At 39.7% G+C, this 19784-nt stretch carries 28 protein-coding genes and 1 riboswitch; of the genes, 16 read left to right on the top strand and 12 right to left on the bottom strand.

Annotation, left to right across the window (positions count from 1 at the left end; genetic code table 11):
- Positions 1-659 precede the first annotated feature (659 nt).
- Positions 660-1562, bottom strand: a complete 903-nt coding sequence (locus tag BLV00_RS16020; RefSeq protein ID WP_093045981.1) for a glycine betaine ABC transporter substrate-binding protein — start codon at positions 1560-1562, stop codon at positions 660-662.
- A gap of 315 nt (positions 1563-1877) precedes the next feature.
- On the opposite strand from BLV00_RS16020, the gene BLV00_RS16015 reads away from it, so the two are divergent.
- Positions 1878-3344 carry a UDP-N-acetylmuramoyl-L-alanyl-D-glutamate--2,6-diaminopimelate ligase gene (locus BLV00_RS16015; RefSeq protein ID WP_176791642.1) on the top strand — a complete coding sequence of 489 codons (1467 nt, stop codon included), beginning with the start codon at positions 1878-1880 and terminating at the stop codon, positions 3342-3344.
- 10 nt (positions 3345-3354) lie between these two features.
- Here BLV00_RS16015 and BLV00_RS16010 read toward each other — a convergent pair whose 3' ends face one another.
- Both BLV00_RS16010 and BLV00_RS16000 read right to left on the bottom strand, forming a co-directional pair.
- The gene (locus tag BLV00_RS16010) at positions 3355-3726 is read right to left on the bottom strand and encodes a VOC family protein (RefSeq protein WP_093045979.1); all 372 of its coding nucleotides are present in this window, start codon (positions 3724-3726) and stop codon (positions 3355-3357) included.
- A gap of 904 nt (positions 3727-4630) precedes the next feature.
- Entirely contained in the window at positions 4631-4813 is a 183-nt protein-coding gene (locus BLV00_RS16000; protein ID WP_093045977.1) for a YfhD family protein, read from the bottom strand.
- 125 nt (positions 4814-4938) lie between these two features.
- A riboswitch (guanidine-I (ykkC/yxkD leader) is annotated at positions 4939-5035 on the top strand.
- A 48-nt stretch (positions 5036-5083) separates the two neighbouring features.
- Here BLV00_RS16000 and BLV00_RS15995 point away from each other — a divergent pair.
- Complete coding sequence (locus BLV00_RS15995; RefSeq protein ID WP_093046038.1) at positions 5084-5425, top strand: DMT family transporter; 342 nt, start codon at positions 5084-5086, stop codon at positions 5423-5425.
- A complete protein-coding gene (locus BLV00_RS15990; RefSeq protein ID WP_093045976.1) occupies positions 5422-5736 on the top strand; it encodes a DMT family transporter in 315 nt (104 codons plus the stop codon). Before BLV00_RS15995 ends, BLV00_RS15990 begins: the two co-directional genes overlap by 4 nt.
- 42 nt (positions 5737-5778) lie before the next feature.
- On the opposite strand, the gene BLV00_RS15985 is transcribed toward BLV00_RS15990, so the two are convergent.
- A complete protein-coding gene (locus BLV00_RS15985; protein ID WP_093045975.1) occupies positions 5779-6138 on the bottom strand; it encodes a Lin0512 family protein in 360 nt (119 codons plus the stop codon).
- Positions 6139-6460: 322 nt separating this feature from the next.
- Here BLV00_RS15985 and gvpQ point away from each other — a divergent pair, with 322 nt between their 5' ends.
- The 12 genes from gvpQ to gvpU all read left to right on the top strand — a co-directional run bounded on the left by gvpQ (position 6461) and on the right by gvpU (position 12505).
- A complete protein-coding gene (gvpQ, locus tag BLV00_RS15980; RefSeq protein WP_245728992.1) occupies positions 6461-7066 on the top strand; it encodes a gas vesicle protein GvpQ in 606 nt (201 codons plus the stop codon).
- A gap of 27 nt (positions 7067-7093) precedes the next feature.
- Positions 7094-7387 carry a gas vesicle structural protein GvpA gene (gvpA, locus tag BLV00_RS15975; protein WP_093045974.1) on the top strand — a complete coding sequence of 98 codons (294 nt, stop codon included), beginning with the start codon at positions 7094-7096 and terminating at the stop codon, positions 7385-7387.
- Between the two features lie 83 nt (positions 7388-7470).
- On the top strand, positions 7471-7755 hold the full coding sequence (gene gvpO, locus BLV00_RS15970) for a gas vesicle protein GvpO (RefSeq protein WP_176791650.1): 285 nt from the start codon (positions 7471-7473) through the stop codon (positions 7753-7755).
- Between the two features lie 39 nt (positions 7756-7794).
- Positions 7795-8724 carry a gas vesicle protein GvpN gene (gene gvpN, locus BLV00_RS15965; RefSeq protein WP_093045972.1) on the top strand — a complete coding sequence of 310 codons (930 nt, stop codon included), beginning with the start codon at positions 7795-7797 and terminating at the stop codon, positions 8722-8724.
- Positions 8725-8729: 5 nt separating this feature from the next.
- Entirely contained in the window at positions 8730-9494 is a 765-nt protein-coding gene (locus BLV00_RS15960; RefSeq protein WP_093045971.1) for a GvpL/GvpF family gas vesicle protein, read from the top strand.
- Positions 9491-9742 (top strand): gas vesicle protein GvpG, encoded by a 252-nt coding sequence (locus BLV00_RS15955; RefSeq protein ID WP_093045970.1) that lies wholly within the window; start codon positions 9491-9493, stop codon positions 9740-9742. Before BLV00_RS15960 ends, BLV00_RS15955 begins: the two co-directional genes overlap by 4 nt.
- A 16-nt stretch (positions 9743-9758) precedes the next feature.
- On the top strand, positions 9759-10562 hold the full coding sequence (locus BLV00_RS15950; protein ID WP_093045969.1) for a GvpL/GvpF family gas vesicle protein: 804 nt from the start codon (positions 9759-9761) through the stop codon (positions 10560-10562).
- 14 nt (positions 10563-10576) lie between these two features.
- Entirely contained in the window at positions 10577-10837 is a 261-nt protein-coding gene (locus BLV00_RS15945; RefSeq protein ID WP_093045968.1) for a gas vesicle protein, read from the top strand.
- On the top strand, positions 10818-11117 hold the full coding sequence (locus BLV00_RS15940; protein WP_245728991.1) for a gas vesicle protein K: 300 nt from the start codon (positions 10818-10820) through the stop codon (positions 11115-11117). Before BLV00_RS15945 ends, BLV00_RS15940 begins: the two co-directional genes overlap by 20 nt.
- 32 nt (positions 11118-11149) lie before the next feature.
- On the top strand, positions 11150-11467 hold the full coding sequence (locus tag BLV00_RS15935) for a gas vesicle protein (protein WP_093045966.1): 318 nt from the start codon (positions 11150-11152) through the stop codon (positions 11465-11467).
- A 39-nt stretch (positions 11468-11506) separates the two neighbouring features.
- Positions 11507-12109, top strand: coding sequence for a YtxH domain-containing protein (locus tag BLV00_RS15930; RefSeq protein ID WP_093045965.1), 603 nt, complete (start codon positions 11507-11509; stop codon positions 12107-12109).
- Between the two features lie 24 nt (positions 12110-12133).
- The gene (gene gvpU, locus BLV00_RS15925; protein WP_093045964.1) at positions 12134-12505 is read left to right on the top strand and encodes a gas vesicle accessory protein GvpU; all 372 of its coding nucleotides are present in this window, start codon (positions 12134-12136) and stop codon (positions 12503-12505) included.
- 39 nt (positions 12506-12544) lie between these two features.
- On the opposite strand, the gene BLV00_RS15920 is transcribed toward gvpU, so the two are convergent.
- The 7 genes from BLV00_RS15920 to BLV00_RS15890 form a co-directional block, all read right to left on the bottom strand.
- On the bottom strand, positions 12545-13099 hold the full coding sequence (locus tag BLV00_RS15920) for a carbonic anhydrase (protein WP_093045963.1): 555 nt from the start codon (positions 13097-13099) through the stop codon (positions 12545-12547).
- Positions 13089-14768, bottom strand: coding sequence for a SulP family inorganic anion transporter (locus BLV00_RS15915; RefSeq protein WP_093045962.1), 1680 nt, complete (start codon positions 14766-14768; stop codon positions 13089-13091). Before BLV00_RS15915 ends, BLV00_RS15920 begins: the two co-directional genes overlap by 11 nt.
- Positions 14761-14967 (bottom strand): hypothetical protein, encoded by a 207-nt coding sequence (locus BLV00_RS15910; protein WP_093045961.1) that lies wholly within the window; start codon positions 14965-14967, stop codon positions 14761-14763. Before BLV00_RS15910 ends, BLV00_RS15915 begins: the two co-directional genes overlap by 8 nt.
- Positions 14968-15043: 76 nt before the next feature.
- Positions 15044-16177 (bottom strand): MBL fold metallo-hydrolase, encoded by a 1134-nt coding sequence (locus BLV00_RS15905; protein ID WP_093045960.1) that lies wholly within the window; start codon positions 16175-16177, stop codon positions 15044-15046.
- Between the two features lie 115 nt (positions 16178-16292).
- The gene (locus BLV00_RS15900) at positions 16293-17009 is read right to left on the bottom strand and encodes an amino acid ABC transporter ATP-binding protein (protein WP_093045959.1); all 717 of its coding nucleotides are present in this window, start codon (positions 17007-17009) and stop codon (positions 16293-16295) included.
- Entirely contained in the window at positions 17002-17649 is a 648-nt protein-coding gene (locus tag BLV00_RS15895; RefSeq protein ID WP_093045958.1) for an amino acid ABC transporter permease, read from the bottom strand. Before BLV00_RS15895 ends, BLV00_RS15900 begins: the two co-directional genes overlap by 8 nt.
- Before the next feature lie 21 nt (positions 17650-17670).
- Positions 17671-18441, bottom strand: a complete 771-nt coding sequence (locus BLV00_RS15890; protein ID WP_093045957.1) for a transporter substrate-binding domain-containing protein — start codon at positions 18439-18441, stop codon at positions 17671-17673.
- A 189-nt stretch (positions 18442-18630) separates the two neighbouring features.
- Between BLV00_RS15890 and BLV00_RS15885 the strand changes: the two genes are divergently transcribed.
- The gene (locus tag BLV00_RS15885; RefSeq protein WP_093045956.1) at positions 18631-19080 is read left to right on the top strand and encodes a hypothetical protein; all 450 of its coding nucleotides are present in this window, start codon (positions 18631-18633) and stop codon (positions 19078-19080) included.
- A gap of 41 nt (positions 19081-19121) precedes the next feature.
- Here BLV00_RS15885 and BLV00_RS15880 read toward each other — a convergent pair whose 3' ends face one another.
- Entirely contained in the window at positions 19122-19781 is a 660-nt protein-coding gene (locus BLV00_RS15880) for a 3'-5' exonuclease (protein WP_093045955.1), read from the bottom strand.
- Between the last annotated feature and the right edge of the window lie 3 nt (positions 19782-19784).

Genomic DNA, 19784 nt, shown 5'->3' with positions numbered 1-19784 from the left:
ATGTAACCGCGATAACTTATGCTCAAACCTGCTTACTTAAATTTCACATAAAAAAGCACCACTCGAGATTGAGTGGTAGATAGAGGATACGGACTTACAGCTGGTAAATGTTTCCTCGTCCATCTACATATATCGTTTTAATGATAGAACGATTGAACTTCCCCCATTTCGTGTCTCCCCCTTAACATTAGCAGTTATGTGATAGAACAAGGTGACAGGCCTATTCTACCAAGAACAAGCGCAAGCGCCTTGCTCACCCCCGACAAGCTTAAGTCAAGCCTCGCCGTTACGTTTTTGTACTTTCATTCCAATTAAGTTTAATTAAGGTTTAAAGTATAAGTAAAACTAAGACTTTCGCCATAAAACATCGGCGATAATCCGAGTTTTCCTAATCACAGAGAGGATTTACTTAAGACCTCAAGGGGGTAGGCGCTGGCCGATGAAAACGCCACGTCCTCAAAAAAGACTTTGTCTTTTTCTGCGAAGTACTTTCAAAGAAGTAGTTCTAGTGTGGCGACATCGGCACTAGCACGTCCTGTGCGTCGGAGCTGGGTGCGGCTCACTACAAAATGTTGTCCACAACCATCATTTTTTATAATTTCTTAAACTACCAAAAAAGACCTGCTCCCTTACTCGGGAACAGGTCTTAGGATGGTCAGTTATTCGGTACCGCCAGTCCATTCTTTAATTAAATCGCGATGGTCTTCAATCCATGTCTTTGCGCCTTCTTCAGCGGATTCAGCTTCATTGATTTCTGCCATCAAACTTCCTAACTGATCGTCATTAAGCATAAATGCGTCAAACCATTCAACTACTTGAGGCTGGTCCTCTTCCAAACCTAGACGGGCTGCGTAAGAAATGTTCTCAGAGTCACCATAAATGTTTTTAGGATCCTCTAAAATTTTCAAATCCATTTCAGAAAAGGTCCAGTGGGGCTTCCAAAGCGTCACAACAATAGGCTCTTCATCTTCCATGCTATTTTTTAATTCAGATATCATGGTAGGTTCAGATGATGCCTGTAAAGAATAGTCCAAATCGTATTCCTTGATGACTTGGTCGGTTAAATCCATGATACTGGCTCCTGCATCAATTCCTACAATCCGTGAATCAAACTTCTCTTTATGATCGTTAAGATCTTCAATGGAATTTACTTCTTCTACATAGGATGGAACGACCAATGCTAAATCGGTGCCTTTATACCAGGTTTCTCTCCAATCAATCTCATCTTTGAATTTCTCATAAAAAGGCTTATCCGTGTTCGGAAGCCAAATTTCCATACCGATATCAAGATCACCGGCAGATAAAGCTTCATAAAGTGCCCCTTTTTCCACATTCTTTAATTCCACATCGTATCCTTTTTCTTCCAATATAATTTTCCACATGTTAGAAACTGCCACATTTTCAGCCCAGTTATTCATTCCAATGGTAATAGTGCCTTTTGCTTCTCCTTCACCGCTGGTATCTCCACCGTTTTCGCCACCCGATTCATTCCCACCGCAAGCAGCTAATATAAGTACAAGTGACAATAATAAAACAGATAAGTATTTACGCAGATTCTTCATATTTTTTCCTCCTTTTAATGTTATTGTGATATAAATCTTCTAAAATAAACCAACTAACAAATTTTTCATCTAATGTTTCACACGGTTATTGATTGTAACACAAAATTCATACAGTTTAAACAATATAAAGTGTACAGAACGCAAAAAGGATTACAGTAATATTTCTTTGACTAAATTTTTATTACAATTGCTGATGAAATCAATATAAAGAGATAAAATAAGGAGAGGAATCAAATGTAGGAGTTTGAAGGGTGAAGAATTTGTCTATACAATAGTAATACATCCACCCACGAACCATGAAGGAGATACATGCGCATGAAAGCTGCTGAACTAATTACTAACATCGAACATCATATTGCAACCAGCTCATCAGCAATGTCTATAGACATTGTTGATATTTCCTGCGATTCACGTAAAGTAGGACCAGGAACGTTATTCGTAGCGATACCCGGTCATAATACCGATGGCCATAATTACATAAAAAGTGCTGTAGATGGAGGCGCATCACTCGTAATTGGTGAAAAAGAAATTACGGACGCTTCTATTCCTTATATTAAGGTTAAAAATAGCAGAAAAGTATTGGCTCAGGTAGCTAAAAGCTTCTATATGAAAGACAAGCCTTTCCCTAAACTGATTGGGATAACTGGTACGAACGGAAAAACAACCACCACTTATATGTTGAAAAGTATTTTTGAACAGGCTGGATACTCGTGTGCTACATTTGGGACAGTCTCTTATATTGTAAATAGTGAAGCCCATGAATCAGCTAATTCAACACCTGATCCCTTGACGTTTTATAAACTTCTATCACAAAGTAAAGATGACGTCGCTATTCTGGAAGTATCTTCACATGGAATTAGACAGGGGAGGGTTCATGGTCTCTTCTTCGATCATTTAGTATTTACAAATTTGGCACATGACCATCTGGATTACCATGCAAGCATGGAAGATTATTTTGAAACAAAAGCCAGTTTATTCCAGCAAATGAAATCTGACGGGACGGCAGTCATCTATACCGGGCAAGAATGGGGAAAAAAACTGGCCGCAAGATTGAAACATCAGGGAAAGCAAGTTTATACAGTGGATTCATCGGAATCGGATGATATGATCATAGAGCCTGAAAGGGGACAACTGATTCATGATGATAAGCGAATATCCCTTACTCTTCAAATGCCGGGTGTGCATAACTTCCATAATGCATCTTTTGCAGCTTTTACTTCCTATTTAGCAGGAATAGCGTGGGATTCCATCACTGAGACATTAGCACTGAAACTGCATGTTCCAGGACGATTTGAGGAATATAAACATCCAAACGGTGCAACCATTATCGTCGATTATGCTCATACAGCTGACGCGCTGGAAAATATTTTTCATACAGCTGAAAAGGAAGGTGCACGGCGTATCATCCATGTATTCGGATTCCGGGGCGGGAGAGATCGGACCAAGCGTAAAGAAATGTTGAGTATCAGTGCTTCGACCGCTACACGGTATATATTGACCGGAGATGATTTATACGGCGAAAAACCTGAAGCGATGGAAAAAGAATTAAAAGATTTGCATCACACCCATGGCACTACGTCAGGGAAGGTCATTTACGATCGCACCAAAGCAATTAAACACGCTTGGGATAATGCCAAACCCGGTGATTGGATCATTATCACCGGGAAAGGACATGAAGCCTACGAACAAGCTTATAAATATCCAGTTGATTCTGATATCCATTGTGTTGAGTTCCTCGATAGGTTTTCAAGGAATCCTCAAAAGAAACTAATACAGAGTTGACTTTGTTTCGTCAACTCTGCCATTCCAATATTTCTATCCTGTTACCGAAAGGGTCTTCTAAGTAAATACGTTTTGCATTTGGCAGCTTATCATCTTTTTGATACGCTGCCTCCTTTTTGCTCAAGTGACTCATCAGTTGATCGATATTTTTAACAACTAAGGCTGGATGAGCTTTTTTGGCAGGGCTAAAATCTTTTTCTATTCCAATATGTATCTGCTGAATTCCACACTGGAACCAGACTCCTCCTCTTTTCTTTAATGCTTCGGGCTTTTCAACCTCCTCCATCCCCAATAATTCTGCAAAAAACTTCCTAGCCTGATTTTCACTTCCCTCAGGAGCTGCTAGTTGGACATGGTCGACTCCTTCAAAAACAAATGGCATATTAAATCACCTCATTTCCTTAGGTTCTGTTAAACGTGGTTGTTTATTTTTCATAAAACGCTTATTCCATTATAGGGCCGAAAAGTCGAAGACTTGATTTCGAGATATTGGAGGAGATTAGGGTCCTTGGGGAAGGATTCGCTTTCTAGATCCATCACCTAGACACTCGCGACATAAGCAGTCCATCAACGGGAAGAAAGAACCCTTCCCTTTTGCTGTTCTGCTTATGCGTGTCGTTTCTCCCAAGGTGATTACGCATTAATTTCTTTCCGCGGGGAAGACGGCAAGCCTCCTCGAGCTAAAGCTCTGCGGGGTCTTGCCAGTCTATCCTTTCCCGCAGGAGTCTCACCCTTCCCCCATGCCCCTTGCCACATAAGATAATCGAAATCGCCTTTAATGTACAATTTAATCTCGGAAAAAACCCTGTCATAATGCTGAATTTATTGTATTTTCTGCTTCAATAGCACATCATTCTTGGCAGCCAGTTTCGAGATACTAAACTCTGTATGGTGGTTGGGAAAACGGTGAGACTCCTCGGAAATGCTACGCATTTCCTTCGTGCGGTGTGTATTCAAGATGTTTATTCAAAGTCCTGTGGGATGAATATGATTGGTAAGATCCCACAAGGCGAAGCCTGAGGAAGCTCACCACATGCCACGGAAAGCGATCCGTTTTCCAAGCCACCATAACCGCAACCTAAAGTCTCGAAACTGAGTCTTCAAAAAAAGGAGCTTTACTGTAAAATCAGCACAAAGGTTTAACAGAACCTTACCTTTTAACTTCTTAATTCTTATTTCGTTATCGATAAGGATAAATCCTTCTTCCCAGCCAGACACAGGAAAAGGTCCGATCTCCTCCCTATCCATAGACAGGTGTTGAAGAGATCGGACCTATTGACTATTTATTATTTCTTGTCCATACGATTATCTGCTGCCCGTGCGCGTGCTTGTGCCTCTTTGTCTTCGTGGTCAGCGAATTCTTCTGAAAAATCAACATCACTTGCATGAGCTTTCTTCGCATACTTCGGCGTCTGCGGAAGTGAGGAATCATTTTTCCCATTCGCTTTACGATGATCATCTCTACCCATTATTTCCACCCCATTTCCTTTTTCATTAGAGTTATTATGTGTAGGATACAACAAAATAGTCGGATGCCATATTTCTCTTTACATCGTTAGCCTTGAAATTCACTTACATATTAGTGATAATTATAATAATTGCTCTCTAGGGTTCCGCATGCTTAAATTGGTCAGGTCCGAGAGGGAGCACACAGCTAAGCTGTGACACGGAGGGACAAAAGCCCGGGAGATATCCACAGAGGTATCTCTCTTTTTTTTATGAAGAAATGGGGAATGAAAATGACGGGAACATGGTTGAAAATAGTTCTGGCTGCCGGATTTGAAGTTGGCTGGGTCATCGGGCTGAAACATGCTGATAGTATATTGGAATGGACAGCTACAGTGATAGCTATGGTTGTCAGCTTTTATTACTTAGTTACTGCCGGACGGACTCTTCCGGTGGCAACAGTTTATGCAGTATTTGTAGGGTTGGGGACAGCGGGTACTGTACTGTCAGAAATCTTGTTCTTTGGTGTTCCTTTTCAACTTTCTAAAATTTTATGGATCGTCCTATTGCTTGTCGGTATCATAGGATTAAAGACCGTGACGGCAGATACAGCTGAGGAAGGTAGAAAGCAATGAGTTGGATTTACTTAATTATTGCAGGTGCATTTGAAATGAGTGGGGTTGTAATGATCAATAAAGTTAACCGTGATCGGAAGTTGACTACCCTATTATTCATGCTTCTTTTGATGGCCTCCAGTTTTTTGTTCCTGAAACTTGCCATGCAAAAACTTCCGATGGGGACAGCTTATGCAGTATGGACAGGAATCGGCACGGTTGGCAGTACCATTCTGGGGATGGTCTTCTATCAGGAACCAAGGGATTGGAAACGTGTTTTCTTTATTACTGTCATTATCATAGCGACAATCGGATTAAGGATGGTTTCATAGAAAAGGCTGCCCCAGTGTGAGGCAGCCTTTTTGAATCCTTCATCAATATCCTACTTCGATGGATGCGTTCACCATGTACATAAGATCGTTATTGTCATTTTTATCCTCTAAAATGATTCCACTGGTGGTAGCCATTCCGCCATCCACCACCTCGACGGAAACACTTCCGTAGGGAATCGCTTTTTTTACTTCATCTTCATTTAATTTCTCCTGGTCGCGAGGGATGGCCAGTTTGACGTTCACCTTCATATTGTCCATAGATTTTTCTGGCAAAGCCTCTTCGATACCTGGCATAGAGTTGAAGTTGATGGCATCCTGAATCGCTCTTAAAGACGCTTTTGTTACGTTCTGTCCGTGCACATCGATACCCATACCTGTCTGGATGAAGAGAATTTTATCCATAATTTCATACTCCTTTCGATTCATTATTATTCTTTTGAACTAGCTATATTTGTCACATATCCGTTATCCGGGATGATAAACCTCTTCACAGTCAAAATAATACTTTTGTAATATCTGTAACAATACATTCCTTACACCTAATTTATAGCCTATATTGGCTGTTATCCTCTTATTTTTCCTTTAATAATAAAGGATAATATATCCAACAAAAATATAACACTAAATTTGACCTAGTTTTTATCCATATAGATGGGGTATCAACAACAATATGGGTCATCCACAATTTCATCATTTTGGGAAAACTTCCAAAAGGAGGTCGTGTATGAGCAAAACGGATAAAGTGAAAGAAAACGCAGGAACAACCAGCTTAGCTGGGGGGCTTACCCTTGCTGCTTCTTCCTTTCTGCTTCCCAAAGTAAGGAAGAAGATGAAAAAAGGGGTAAAGCGATCCACTGAAGTTGTGGAAGATAAACTCCCGAGAGTAGCCAGAATCGTAGATCGAGCTGATGACCCTACAGAATTAAAAGAAGAAACACAAAAAGAAGTAAAAAGTGAAATTGCCGATCAAATGAAAGAGAATTTCAAGGAAAACATGCAGGATAAAGTAAACGAAGCTTCAGAGAATTTACAGGAAGCGAAAGAAGAAAACGCTGAAAAAGTGCATTCCAACGCTGAAACTGTACAGGAAAAAGCACAAAACGCGTTGTTAAAGTTTAAAGATAAACTTGCCGGGGTAAAAGAAGCTGGTGAAGATTTTCAAGAGGAAATGAAAGAAAAAACTAATGGAAAATCAGGTAACAAGATAAAAGGGGTAAGTGATATCAAAGGCGCAAACGATATCAAAAGTGCAATAGACATTAAGAGTTCTACTGACATCAAAAGCGCTAATGATATTAAGCACCCTTCAAATACAAAAACTTCCAGTTAGTATTAAAAAAGAAAGGGGTAATTGAAAATGGCAGTACAAAAATCAACAGATAGCAGTAGCTTGGCAGAGGTTATTGACCGAATTTTAGACAAAGGGATCGTCATTGATGCCTTTGCACGAGTCTCAGTCGTAGGTATTGAATTAATTACCGTAGAAGCACGTGTTGTAATTGCAAGTGTGGATACTTGGTTGCGTTATGCGGAAGCGGTTGGACTTCTACGCGATGAGGTAGAAGAAGAAGGTTTATCAGACCGTCTCTCTTCCCGAACAGACAGTCCATCCAATTCTCAAAATAATGAGCGTAGTGAATTCAGTATTTAATGGTTCGGAGTCAGAGCATACCTCTGACTCCATCCTATGTTATTAACTATTATTAAATAAAGGTGAGGGTGATTGTGAGTCTTATGAAAGTAATGGATGAAGTTAACCAATTTTTCACTGAAAATATAGCACCTCCCCATAAAATAATCTCTGTCCGCAAACATAAGGAAGAGGACAGAGAAGAAAAACAAGAAGGCTGGAAAGCAATGGTCGAAGTCATTGAAGAAAAAGAATATATGAAAAAGTATGCCAATGATCAAATGATTGGCCTCTATGAAGTGTTTTTAGATAAAGATGCAGAAATCACGGGGTTTTCCAGAATAAGTTTACGATATCGCAGTGACTTGGAAGAGCAGCAGTCATCATGATAGTCGCCTGGATCTCCGATGTTCTTAGGAGGATGACGAATGACCGTATTGAAAGAAGCGAAACAACAGCCCCATATCAATAATGAAGTATATAAACACTCTGCTTATTATCAGGGGCTGATCAAACGATCACTAAGGTATCTTTCTTCCGGTTATCCGGTGCATTTCACAGGACCATCAGGAATCGGAAAAACAACACTGGCTCTTTTTATCGCCAAACAACGTAAACGCCCTGTCATGCTTATAAATGGAAATAAGGAGTTATCAAATGAGGATCTGATCGGGGCTTTTACTGGGTACCAAAGCAGTAAAGTAAAAGATAATTTCATTAGAACTGTTTACAAAACAGAAGAAAACGTAACAGAATCCTGGACAGATGGAAAGCTGCTCGAAGCTGTAAAAAATGGATATACTCTGGTATATGACGAATTCACCAGGTCACAACCTGAAGCTAATAATATTTTCCTTTCTATATTAGAAGAGAGAATACTCCCTTTGTATGGAACTAAAAGAAAAGACGCCTTTATCAGGGTTCACCCTGATTTTTCGGTAATTTTCACAAGTAATCCAGCTGAGTATGCAGGGGTATTCCAATCTCAGGATGCTTTATTGGATCGAATGATCACATTACCATTGGATCACATGGATCATCAAGCGGAAGTAACTGCAGTTACCAGTAAAACGAGTTTGTCTCAAAAAGCAGCTGAAAAGATTGTAAATTTCGTAGTTACAGCAAGGGAACTATGTGAGAGTAATGATCAGCTCCAAGGGCCGAGTCTTCGTGCTTCCATCATGATTGCAGAAATGGCAGAAAAGCATGACATTTCTATTGATGGTGAAGATGAAGAGTTCCAGGAGCTTTGCCTTGATATTACTTGGTTTCCATTACAAACTTGTACACCAAAGGATCAACAGCCAGAAATGAGAGAAAAGCTTTTAGAAGCTTGTAAAAAAATCAAGGTTGGGTGATATGAATGGAAAACGAAAAAGGAATTTATATATTTTGTGCCATACAAACGAATGAAGAACATGACTTTGGAACGATCGATTTCGAGGGTGACACACGAAAGGTTTATACTATTCACTACAAAGATGCAGCTATGGTCGCAGCGGAAATGCCAATGAAAATCTATCACCCCAGTAAAGAGAATTTAATGATGCACCAAAACGTCATTTCCGATGTAATGAAAAAAATGGATACAGTTGTTCCAATCAGTTTTGGAAATGTTTTTAACTCTAAAGAGGATGTCATCGCTTTATCAGAAAGCTTATACCCTCAATTCGAGGAGCTATTTCCGAAAATAAAAGGTAAAATTGAATTAGGCTTGAAAGTCATTGGTAAAAAAGAATGGCTTCAAAAAGAGATCAATAAGGATCCTGAGGTTACGAAGCAAAAACAAACGGTCAATAAGAAAACCGAAGCAGCAGGGTATTTTGATCGAATCGAGCTTGGTGAAATGGCATCGAAGTTTTTCCAAACCCTTCAAAAGGATATCGAAAAAGAAATTCACGAAGAGTTAAAAAATATCGCTGTAGCTGCTGTAGTAAATGAACCCATCGGTGAAAAAATGTTATTGAATGGTGCCTATCTAATAGATAGTAACCAGGAAGAAAAGTTTGATGAAAAGGTTAATGAATTACACGATAAGTGGAAAGATAAGGTCGATTTCAAATATACGGGGCCTTGGCCAGCATACAACTTTATCAATATAAAATTAAAAGTGGAGGAAAACGCATGATTCACAAGTTATTCACTTCCCCATTGAATCTGGTTGTTAAGGTCGGAGAGAAGGTAAAAGAAGAAGTGGATAAAGAACTTTACGATTTAGATACCATCCAAAAAAAGTTAGTACACCTTCAGATGATGTATGAACTGGATGAGATTTCTGAAGAGGCATATAAAGTACAGGAAGATGACCTTTTAATTAGGTATGAAGAAGCAAAAAGACGCGAAATGGAACAATGGAATGAATTGACTAAGCGTTGAAAGTGAGGAAGCACTAATGGCAGAACTAATTTATTTATACGGAATCATACCAACAAACGAAAAATCAACTACACCTCTTCCCTCTTTCAAAGGTTTAGATGACGAGCATGATGTACACACCCTCTCCTTTGATGGAATTGATGCAGTCGTATGTAACTTGGAAGAAAGTGAATATAACCAATCTGCATTGGAAGAAAAAACATCAGATGTAGAGTGGCTTCATGAAAAGGCATTCCACCACCATGAAGCAGTCACCAAACTGCATGAAAAATATACCATTATCCCTATGAAGTTTAGTACGATTTATTCAGGGTATGAGAGTTTAGAGAGCACAATAAAAGAACATCACAAAAAAATGTCTGATTTACTGGCATGGCTTTCAGATAAAGAAGAATGGAACTTGAAAATATATTGTGATAATGAGGCGCTCCGGGAGCGTACATCTGCTCACAATTTGACTATAGAAGAAAAGAAAAAAGAAATTGACCAAATGTCACCTGGAAGACAATATTTAGAAAAACGCAAGCTGGATCATCTTATCGATCAGGAGTTGGAGAAGGATAAAGAAACCTACTCCTCCCGCATCCATGATCAGTTGGCTTCTTATAGTGAAAAAACGGATATAAAGAAAAACTGGAGTAAAGATGTTACAGGAAGATCAGATGAAATGTGCTGGAACAGCGTCTATTTGCTTAAGGAAGCGAATGTAGAGGATTTCTTAAGCCAGGTGAAGCACCTGCAAGAGGTATGGAAAGAAACTGGGTTCCAATTTGAGCTTACCGGACCTTGGCCCGCTTATCATTTCGCCAAACTGACATAAAGTGAGGGGGATTCATGGCACAGAGAAAAGAGTTTGAAAATAAAGATGTTGCACTTATTGATATTTTAGATGTGGTTTTGGACAAGGGTGTAGCCATCAAAGGAGACATTATTATATCTATTGCTGGTATCGACTTAGTTTATCTTGACCTGAAGCTCTTGATTTCTTCAGTAGAAACACTTGTCCATTCGAAACTTGACTCAGATGGCCTATTATCCTCCAAACAATTTGATAAAGAAAAGGAGGAATTGGATCGTGTCACAAACGAAACTTGATCATCGTCCTGAAAAAAGTGGCAGAATCAACTTGGATCCACAAGGCGCCGAACAAGGACTGGCACAACTTGTCCTGACAGTCATCGAACTGCTCCGGCAACTGGTCGAACGTCAGGCTATCCGGAGAGTTGATGGAGGTACACTAACTGAGGAAGAAATTGAAAGGCTTGGAGTGGCTCTTATGAATTTGGAAGTGAAAATGGATGAACTTAAGGAAATTTTCGAGCTTCAGGATGAAGATTTAAATATCGATTTAGGTCCTCTTGGCAATTTACTTTAACTACTAAGAGCACTTTCAAGGAGGTGTCGAACATGGCAATAGAACAATCCACCCAATCTAGTAATCTGGTAGATGTACTGGAAACCGTATTGGATAAAGGTGTTGTCATTGCAGGAGATATCCGTGTAGGTATCGCAGATGTGGAACTCTTATCAATCAAGATTCGATTGATTGTAGCCTCTGTCGATAAAGCGAAAGAAATCGGTATGGATTGGTGGGAAACAGACCCATACCTTAATTCCAAAGCAGCAAATAAAGAGGATGAAAAATTGAAAGAAGAAAATGATCAACTGCAAAAACGAATTGATGCGCTGGAAAAGAAAATGGCGCAAGACAATCGTTTAGTATAAATTAATAAATATTTTATTATATTCAAGGAGGAATTAATCATGGCAGAACAAAAAACACAACTCAAGGAAGAAGCAAAGAATCAGACTGAGAAAGCAAAGAATGAAGCAAAAAACCAAACTGAAAAAGCAAAGCAGTCGATGCGAAGAAAAGATGTTATGACTGGCACACTAGTAGGCAGCGTTATCGGAGCAGCAACCAGTCTGCTTTTCGCTCCAAAAACGGGTAAGGAATTACGAAATGATATTTCTACCCAGACAGGTAATGTAGTAGACAAAAGCAAGCAATTTGGAAACTCTACTAAAACCAAATTTAATGACTTGAAAACCAGCACAACAGAAAAGTCTCAGCAGTTGACAAGTAAATTCAAAAAGAACAAAGATGAAGAATCAAATGAAGAAGAAAACCAAGATCAGACTGCAGATGGTCAGAATGAAGCTGCTGCTACTACAGAAACAGCATCTCCTCAAAAACAGCAAACGGAAGAAAACAATCAAGAACAAGACGGAGATAATCAAGAAAGCAATAGTGCAGAGAATAAACAAAAAAACAATAAGAAAAACACTACTCAATCTAAGAATAATAATAAACAGCAAAACGAAGGTGAAACTACCCTAAAGTCAAACGACGATACAGCAAAATAAACCAGTCGTGAGGAGGTAGAAGGTATGAGTGATGATGTGCTGGCCATGTATGTTAAAGCTGCAAATAAACATGATTTCTCATTAGCTATTACGCTTAATGTAAATGGTGCACTTGTAACAGGAACTACTATTTCCGCCCAGAGTTATTTCAAAAAAGTAAGCGAAAACTTTCAGGATGGAAATGACGTGGCTCAATCATTAAGCGAACAACTACAGGGTGCCAGTGAAAGTGCAGCTAAAAGCAGTGATGAGGAAGCTAACTTCATTCACTTGGAAGAAGCACAAGTTTATTGCGGTGACAGCAACCCAACACCCTCTAAAGGAAAATTCTTATGGCGAGGAAAGCTGTCTGAAGTAGAGGGCTTCTTTCTCGGAACCATTGCAAAAGATAAATAAATAAAAAGGATGAACCGTAATTAGGTTCATCCTTTTTTGTTACGTGTTCAATTCTTCTAATTTCCCAGTTTCCAGGTGGAACAAGTACCCTGCCAATTCCGTATCTTTTCCATATTTCTTATAAACAGGATGTTGCTTCATCTTTTCTATCTGTTCTCTGATATTTGCTTTTACAAGCTCATTTAATTCGTCTTGTGGCGAACGGTTTTGTGACTGAAACCCTTGCCTGATTCCCTTAATCCAATCCTTCAAAAAAGGTTCCTCATTTCCATCCTTAGCAGCGGCTACCCCGCCACATCCAGTATGACCTTGAATGATGATCTTTTTTACATTCAAATGAACCAGTGCATAATAAAGGCTGGCAGCTAAACTTTCATCATTTACGTTCACTTGATTAGCGATATTGCGATGAACGAACATTGTCCCTAATGGTGTTTCAGAAATGACCGAGGGACTGACACGGGAATCGCTACATGCCACGACAAAAAAATCTGGTGCCTGTCCTTCCTTCAACTTATCGAAATAAGCCGGGTCCTCTTTCAATAGCTTATCCATAAAAGTTTCGTTGCCCTTGACTAATTGATCAGGAGACATGGAATGACCCCCTTGAAGGCTGTAATGCCTGGTGAAGTGTCAAATACTCTATTTTTTCTCCATATTTTTCTTTCCACCCGGCCCGTTTCAATAAATCCATCACTGGACCTTTCACATGTGCCAAATGAAACTCTATCCCGGCTTCTTTATACTCATCGATTAACTTTTCCAATTCATCGATAGCTACTGCATCAATCGCGTTTACGCCTGAGAAATCAAGCACAACACGGTTGACAGCATCTTTATCGCTGATTTCTTTCCGTAACCGCTCTTCCAGGAAAGCTAAATTAGCAAAATATAAGGAAGCATCAATACGGAAAACCAGCGTATCTTTGAACATCTTTGCATTTTCATATCGATCCACGTTCTTGAATATATCTTCTTCTTCAATATACCCAAGCTCTGCTGTGTGCGGGTAAGCACTGCGCCAAATAAATAACAATAGCGACGCACCTGCCCCAATTAAAATTCCGGCCTCGATGCTGGTAAGCAATGTGGCAAAGAACGTTATGACCAGCACCCATCCATCGGATTGTTTAATGCGGAAGAGGTGTTTTGCTTCCTTTACATCAATCAGACCGAAAACTGCTACCATGATGATAGCCGCTAAAACGGCATTAGGCAGATAATAGAATAAATCGGTGAAGAACAGTAGCGTAAGCATGATCAATAATGCCGTGATTATCGACGCAAGGCCGGATTTTGCACCAGCCTGGTAGTTGACGGCTGTACGTGAAAATCCCCCAGTAACCGGTGAAGCGGAAAAGAAGGAACCGACAATATTGGCAGCCCCTAAACCAGTCAGTTCCTGGTTTGAGTCTACTTTATATTTTTCTTTAGATGCAATTGTTTTAGCTACAGCTATCGACTCCATAAACCCGACAAATGAAATTGTCAAGGCAATCGGTAATAAGGCCGTTATAGAGTCTACACTGAAAGCGGGCAGACTGAAGGCTGGCAATCCACCTGGAACTTCACGGATGATACTGACCCCACGCTCTTCCAGGTTAAAGAAATAAACCACTAATGTGCTTCCTACAACAACCAACAGTGGAGCAGGGAACTTAGGAAATTTCTTTTTAAAGTAGATTAAAACAATAATACTTCCAATTCCTATCGCGAATGTAATCCAATTGATGATACCAATTTTTTGGAACGCATCAAATAAAAGCAGGAACACATTCTTTCCACCTTCAAGCTTGATGCCCAACAGGTGTTTCAACTGGCTGAAACCAATAATTAAAGCGGCTGCGGAAGTAAATCCACTTATCACGGCATGGGAAAGAAAATTCACGATAAACCCTAACCGAAACAATCCCATACTCAACTGAATGGCCCCTACCATCAAAGACAGTAAGAGAGCATATGCGATGAATTGATCCGAGCCAGGCTCAGCTAACGTTGACACACCTGAGAACACAAGCAACGAAACCATTGCCACCGGCCCTACTGCCAGTTGACGGGATGACCCTAATAGAGCATATATAATCAATGGAATGGTTGAAGCATACAACCCAATGACAGGTGGTAGTCCTGCCAGCATAGAATAGGCCATGGCTTGCGGAATCAGCATGATCGCTACAATCAATCCAGCTGAAAAGTCACTTTTCAAAAAATCTTTATTATAATGGGCTATCCAATGGTCATTGGGCATTAAGTTTTTAAGCATCTAATCCCACCCCCCTTTCATTCGATTTATCATTATCCTTATAATATTCAAAGGTTGTCCCTAGCAAAGGGTGGTTTTCTTTCTTATAATGCTTGGCAGGACATTCTTTTACGATAATATGCTTGTTTACTTCATTAAGATCTATTTCTAATGACAATTGGCATATCGGACATTTTTCTCTGATTCGTATTTTTTTCATGTCCTTTTCCTCCCAAAAGTTTAATCGTCGTCTCTTTATATTTTGATTATCTTTTGTTTTTATACCTCAGCTATTATTAGCTGGTATGGTGGACAGCACAACGGTTAGGCCCAATTTCTAATTCTTGCTGTCTCTCTTGAGTAGCTTTTTCCGTGCCTCGGTTCAGAGCGATGATTTCTTCAAAGTTCGGAGGTGTTTCAGAGCTTGCAGATTGCGCAACGAACTCGACAAAATCATTTTCACTTTGGTTGATCATCACTTCATTCTTACTGCGGATGTCGCCAAGTTTTTCTCCAATAAAGCCATCTTTATTGATTTCTTCTTCCAAGTCAGCATAGTGGGCTGGCAGCACAATGACATCATCCGCAATTTGCGATACTTTGTTGTAAATGGAATCATAAAGATCTTTCGCCCACTCTCTTACCTTGCCACCTAAGTCTGGGCGTCCCAAGCCGCTTACAAAAATCGTATCTCCAGAGAATAGCAGCTTGTCATTAACAAAAAATGAAACTGAGCCTGGTGTATGACCTGGAGTTTTTAGTGCAATTACTTCTAGGGTTACGTTCTCGAACTCAATCTTTTCGTAATTTTCAAGGGGTTTAAAATCAAAGATTGCACCTTCACTTTTCATCAAATAGTAGTTGGCTCCAGTCATTTCAGCTAGCTGACGTCCTCCTGAAATATGGTCAGCATGCAAATGGGAATCAACAATATGGGTGATTTTCACTCCATCTTGTTCAGCAGCCGCCCTATATTCATCCACAAATCTAGCTGGATCCACAATAAGTGCTTCATCCCCGGAGACTACCATATAAGAAAGACATCCCTTTCCGGCACGAATGAATTGAAAAACCTTCATATCATCATCGTGGTAAACTTCTGTTTTATATAACTGTTCACTCCAGGACTTCATGCCCCCAGCTAGATAAGATGTATCAAACCCCTCTTCACTTAACATTTCTGCTACCATTTTAGAGGATCCTTCTTTTGCACAGACCACAATGATCTCTTTGTCAGCTGGAACTTTATCCACTATACCCCCAACCCCATCAATTAACTCGAAATAAGGGATGTTCAAGTATTCGATGGCGCTTCCTTCCACTTTCCAGTCTTCGAAATCCTTCTCATTCCTAACATCAAAAATAAATAATTCTTCCTTGTTTAATACCTTCTCCAATAGTTCTTCACTTGTAATTGCTTTCATAGCCATTTTTAAGCATCTCCTTTTTTAAAAATTATATTACCATAACCCCTATGGGTATATTACAAAAGAAAACGTTTTCTGTCAACACAAAAAGAATGCCGACACTCGTCGGCATTCTTTTTTAAAGTACTTTATGAAGAAAGTCTTGGGCGCGAAGAGTTTCTGGCTTACTGAAAAATTTACTCGGAAGCGCTTCTTCCACGATTGATCCATGATCCAGGAAAAGTATTTTATCAGCGACCTCTCTCGCAAAACCCATCTCATGGGTGACTACTACCATTGTCATACCTGTATGGGTAAGTTTCTTCATTACATCCAATACTTCTTTGACCATCTCTGGATCAAGAGCGGATGTAGGTTCGTCGAAAAGCATGATTTCAGGCTTCATGGCAAGAGCCCGGGCGATCGCCACACGCTGCTTTTGACCACCTGACAAATGGTTAGGATAAGCACCTTTTTTGTCAGATAATCCTACTGATTCCAAGAGTTCCAATGCTTGCGATTCAGCTTCATGCTTATCTATCCCTTTTACATGAATAGGAGCAAAAGTAAGATTGTCTATTACGGTCAGGTGTGGAAAAAGATGAAAATGCTGAAAGACCATCCCGGTTTTGACTCGTATCTCATTCAATGACTTATTTGATATGGGCACCTCCGAAACTTTCACCTCTCCTGCTGTAGGTATTTCCAGTCCATTTAAACAACGAAGGAAAGTGGATTTCCCTGAGCCAGAAGGACCGATGACAGCCACTACTTCTCCTTTTACAATCTCGGTGGATATTCCATTCAATACCTTTGTATCTTTAAAAGATTTATCGAGCTTCGTTACCTTAATCACTAAAACTCATCCTTTGCTCCAATTTTGCCCCGAAAAAGGTCAGTATTCTTACCATTAAAAAGTAAATGACCAACGCCACCGTCAGCGGACCTAAATAATTGAAAGTATCCGCCGATACAATCTGCGCCCGTCGCATTATATCCATGGCTCCTATGACCGAAACGACCGCTGACTCTTTCAAAAGTGTGATGTATTCATTCATCAAAGCAGGCAGGATATACTTAATTGCTTGCGGCAGGATGATTTTTCGCATCATGGTTCGATAAGGAACATTTAAAGCTTTAGCTGCCTCGAATTGTCCCTTATCCACTGCCTGAATTCCAGCCCGGATGATTTCAGACACGTAAGCTGCCGAATTTAGTGAGAAGGCAATTACACCGGCTGCAAAAGCTGTAATATCCCATGGTGTCACTTGAGGAATGACAAAATACACATAGACAAGCTGAAGGATAAGCGGTGTGCCTCGGAAAAACGATGTATAAGCATCAGCAAGAACCTTCGATATACTCTTCTTTCCAAGTTTAGCCAATGCAAGCAATACCCCGATTAAAAAACCGAGAATTCCAGAAACAATTACAAATTGTAGTGTTACACCTATTCCTTTTATAATAAATGGAATAGATGGCAGGATGTCACTCATGTTGCATACAACTCCTTCTATTTACTCGCCGCCAAACCATTTTTTAGCCAGCTCATCAATCTCTCCGTTTTGTTTCATCTCTTGCAAATGTTTGTTGTACTGCTCTGTCAAATCGCTTCCTTTTGGAAAAGCGGCAGCTGCCCCTTGTACCTCTGACTCATCTTCAATGATAAATTCAGTCAGTCCTTCATTTTTTTCTAAGTAACCTTTTGATACAGTAGTTTCTACGATTGCTGCATCAATTCGTCCTGCTTTCATTTCCTGGATTAGTTGCGGAATCGTATCTCGTGCAGTCACCTGCATGCCTTCGACTTCTTTTTTCAATTCTTCCGCAGTTTCTTCCTGGATGGATCCCAATTGAATGCCTAGTTTTTTGCCTTTCAAGTCATCCACTGCCTTGATATTATCAGCTTTCTTACTCACAATAGCGTCATTAGCAACATAGTAGATATCAGAAAAATCCACTGACTTTTTCCTTTTTTCTGTCGGTGTCATACTTGCCATTACAAAGTCGACTTTATTACTGTTTAATGCTGCAATCAAACCATTGAAGTCCATATTTTTTATTTCTAATTTATATCCCATTTTATCCAGTACTCGCTTGGCAATATCAATATCAAAGCCAATAATCTCTCTACCGTTTGCCGTGTCGATATACTCGAATGGTTTATAATCTGCTGAGGTTCCCATAACTAATGTTTTTTGGGCACTTTCCGCTTTTTGCTCTTCGCCGGCACACCCTGCAAGCAATAATCCCGTCAATACTAAAATGATTGCTGTAAATTTCTTCATGTTGAAATAACCCCCTATGTATTTTTATTACACAAAAAGTATATTAATACATAAAACACCCCTTAGTCAAGATTAATTTTGATTTATTATTCAATACAATGCATAAAAATAGAATTAACCCTGTTGTATCCACTGATTGATGAATTATGCTATAATGAGCAAACAACTTGAGAAGAAATGAGGATTGCTATGCTTAGTTTTGAACAGAAAATATCTATTCTGGAAGGGTTCACGGAGTTGACTCGTAAGGATGTCTCGCTTGGGAGAGTGAACTTTCATTTCTACGGGAGCGTATTCGATAAAACCATTGTCGCTTACCACATTCATCCAAATGGCAACGGTTTTGTTTATACAGGAGACATGGAAGGATTTGCATCTAATCAAAAGGGTCTGGTCAATGTAAGGGATTATGACGAAACAGAGCTCCGAAATATTGTTAAAGCTTCTATTGCTAACTTATCGAGTGATGCGGAAATATCCCACCAGCAAGTATGGAAAGGCCCAGAAAATGAGTCACTACTCCTTGTCCAGGAAGACTATTTTTGGAACATTTATACTAACGATATGTTAGAGGAGAGTTTTGAAACATATAATGAAGCGGAAGCTTATTTAAAGGAAGAAGGCTTCATCCGACAATAAGAAAAAGACGAACTCTTTTTAGAAAGTTCGTCTTTTTCTTATTAGTAGAACATTCTGTTTTTAACAGCTGTGACTTGCAGTAGGGATCCCCATGTTCTATGCCCTCTATCTTGTATCCTTGCGATCGCTTCACAAAAAAGGTGCGCAGTAGTCAAAGCATCGCCTAAAGCGGTATGACGTTCGTATACCTTCGTATTCAACATATCTGCGTATTCAATCAGATCTTTTCTACCTTCCGTCGGATACAAGTATTTCAATAAACTGAGGGTATCTACTGCTCTCGGCTTGGGAAATTTATACCCTGCCCTGGATATTTCACATTTCATTAAGGTGAGATCGAACTGGATATGATGACCGATGAGACAGGTAGCTTTATTTGCTTCCGCTTCTTGAAAAAAATCGCTGATTGCATGATAAGCAACTGGTGCACTCTCCACGTCACCATCATGTATACCTGTCAACTTGACAATTTGTTCAGGTATCGTCGTGCCGGGGTTTACATAGGTCTGGAACACTTTCTTTTCTTCTACAACTAATTGTCGAACCGGCACCGAGGCTATTTCAATCATGCGATCTTGCTTTTGAACATGAAAACCTGTCGCTTCTGTATCAACGACTTGAAAGTTGATATCTTCCAGCCTTGTCGATAAGGGAATCTCATCTTCCAAAGTAAAATGGAATCGTTTCGCTTTTTTTATCATAGC

Source organism: Thalassobacillus cyri (genome assembly GCF_900107755.1).
Taxonomy (GTDB): domain Bacteria; phylum Bacillota; class Bacilli; order Bacillales; family Halobacillaceae; genus Thalassobacillus; species Thalassobacillus cyri.
Note: the sequence above shows the minus strand (reverse complement) of the source record. Positions and strands in the feature narration are given on the sequence as shown.

Excerpts from the sequence above, each read along its gene's own strand:
- BLV00_RS16020 (WP_093045981.1), bottom strand. The coding sequence starts at position 1,562 with ATGAAGAATCTGCGTAAATACTTATCTGTTTTATTATTGTCACTTGTA.
- BLV00_RS16015 (WP_176791642.1), top strand. The coding sequence starts at position 1,878 with ATGAAAGCTGCTGAACTAATTACTAACATCGAACATCATATTGCAACC.
- BLV00_RS16010 (WP_093045979.1), bottom strand. The coding sequence starts at position 3,726 with ATGCCATTTGTTTTTGAAGGAGTCGACCATGTCCAACTAGCAGCTCCT.
- BLV00_RS16000 (WP_093045977.1), bottom strand. The coding sequence starts at position 4,813 with ATGGGTAGAGATGATCATCGTAAAGCGAATGGGAAAAATGATTCCTCA.
- BLV00_RS15995 (WP_093046038.1), top strand. The coding sequence starts at position 5,084 with ATGACGGGAACATGGTTGAAAATAGTTCTGGCTGCCGGATTTGAAGTT.
- BLV00_RS15990 (WP_093045976.1), top strand. The coding sequence starts at position 5,422 with ATGAGTTGGATTTACTTAATTATTGCAGGTGCATTTGAAATGAGTGGG.
- BLV00_RS15985 (WP_093045975.1), bottom strand. The coding sequence starts at position 6,138 with ATGGATAAAATTCTCTTCATCCAGACAGGTATGGGTATCGATGTGCAC.
- gvpQ (WP_245728992.1), top strand. The coding sequence starts at position 6,461 with ATGAGCAAAACGGATAAAGTGAAAGAAAACGCAGGAACAACCAGCTTA.
- gvpA (WP_093045974.1), top strand. The coding sequence starts at position 7,094 with ATGGCAGTACAAAAATCAACAGATAGCAGTAGCTTGGCAGAGGTTATT.
- gvpO (WP_176791650.1), top strand. The coding sequence starts at position 7,471 with ATGAAAGTAATGGATGAAGTTAACCAATTTTTCACTGAAAATATAGCA.
- gvpN (WP_093045972.1), top strand. The coding sequence starts at position 7,795 with ATGACCGTATTGAAAGAAGCGAAACAACAGCCCCATATCAATAATGAA.
- BLV00_RS15960 (WP_093045971.1), top strand. The coding sequence starts at position 8,730 with ATGGAAAACGAAAAAGGAATTTATATATTTTGTGCCATACAAACGAAT.
- BLV00_RS15955 (WP_093045970.1), top strand. The coding sequence starts at position 9,491 with ATGATTCACAAGTTATTCACTTCCCCATTGAATCTGGTTGTTAAGGTC.
- BLV00_RS15950 (WP_093045969.1), top strand. The coding sequence starts at position 9,759 with ATGGCAGAACTAATTTATTTATACGGAATCATACCAACAAACGAAAAA.
- BLV00_RS15945 (WP_093045968.1), top strand. The coding sequence starts at position 10,577 with ATGGCACAGAGAAAAGAGTTTGAAAATAAAGATGTTGCACTTATTGAT.
- BLV00_RS15935 (WP_093045966.1), top strand. The coding sequence starts at position 11,150 with ATGGCAATAGAACAATCCACCCAATCTAGTAATCTGGTAGATGTACTG.
- BLV00_RS15930 (WP_093045965.1), top strand. The coding sequence starts at position 11,507 with ATGGCAGAACAAAAAACACAACTCAAGGAAGAAGCAAAGAATCAGACT.
- gvpU (WP_093045964.1), top strand. The coding sequence starts at position 12,134 with ATGAGTGATGATGTGCTGGCCATGTATGTTAAAGCTGCAAATAAACAT.
- BLV00_RS15920 (WP_093045963.1), bottom strand. The coding sequence starts at position 13,099 with ATGTCTCCTGATCAATTAGTCAAGGGCAACGAAACTTTTATGGATAAG.
- BLV00_RS15915 (WP_093045962.1), bottom strand. The coding sequence starts at position 14,768 with ATGCTTAAAAACTTAATGCCCAATGACCATTGGATAGCCCATTATAAT.
- BLV00_RS15910 (WP_093045961.1), bottom strand. The coding sequence starts at position 14,967 with ATGAAAAAAATACGAATCAGAGAAAAATGTCCGATATGCCAATTGTCA.
- BLV00_RS15905 (WP_093045960.1), bottom strand. The coding sequence starts at position 16,177 with ATGGCTATGAAAGCAATTACAAGTGAAGAACTATTGGAGAAGGTATTA.
- BLV00_RS15895 (WP_093045958.1), bottom strand. The coding sequence starts at position 17,649 with ATGAGTGACATCCTGCCATCTATTCCATTTATTATAAAAGGAATAGGT.
- BLV00_RS15890 (WP_093045957.1), bottom strand. The coding sequence starts at position 18,441 with ATGAAGAAATTTACAGCAATCATTTTAGTATTGACGGGATTATTGCTT.
- BLV00_RS15885 (WP_093045956.1), top strand. The coding sequence starts at position 18,631 with ATGCTTAGTTTTGAACAGAAAATATCTATTCTGGAAGGGTTCACGGAG.
- BLV00_RS15880 (WP_093045955.1), bottom strand. The coding sequence starts at position 19,781 with ATGATAAAAAAAGCGAAACGATTCCATTTTACTTTGGAAGATGAGATT.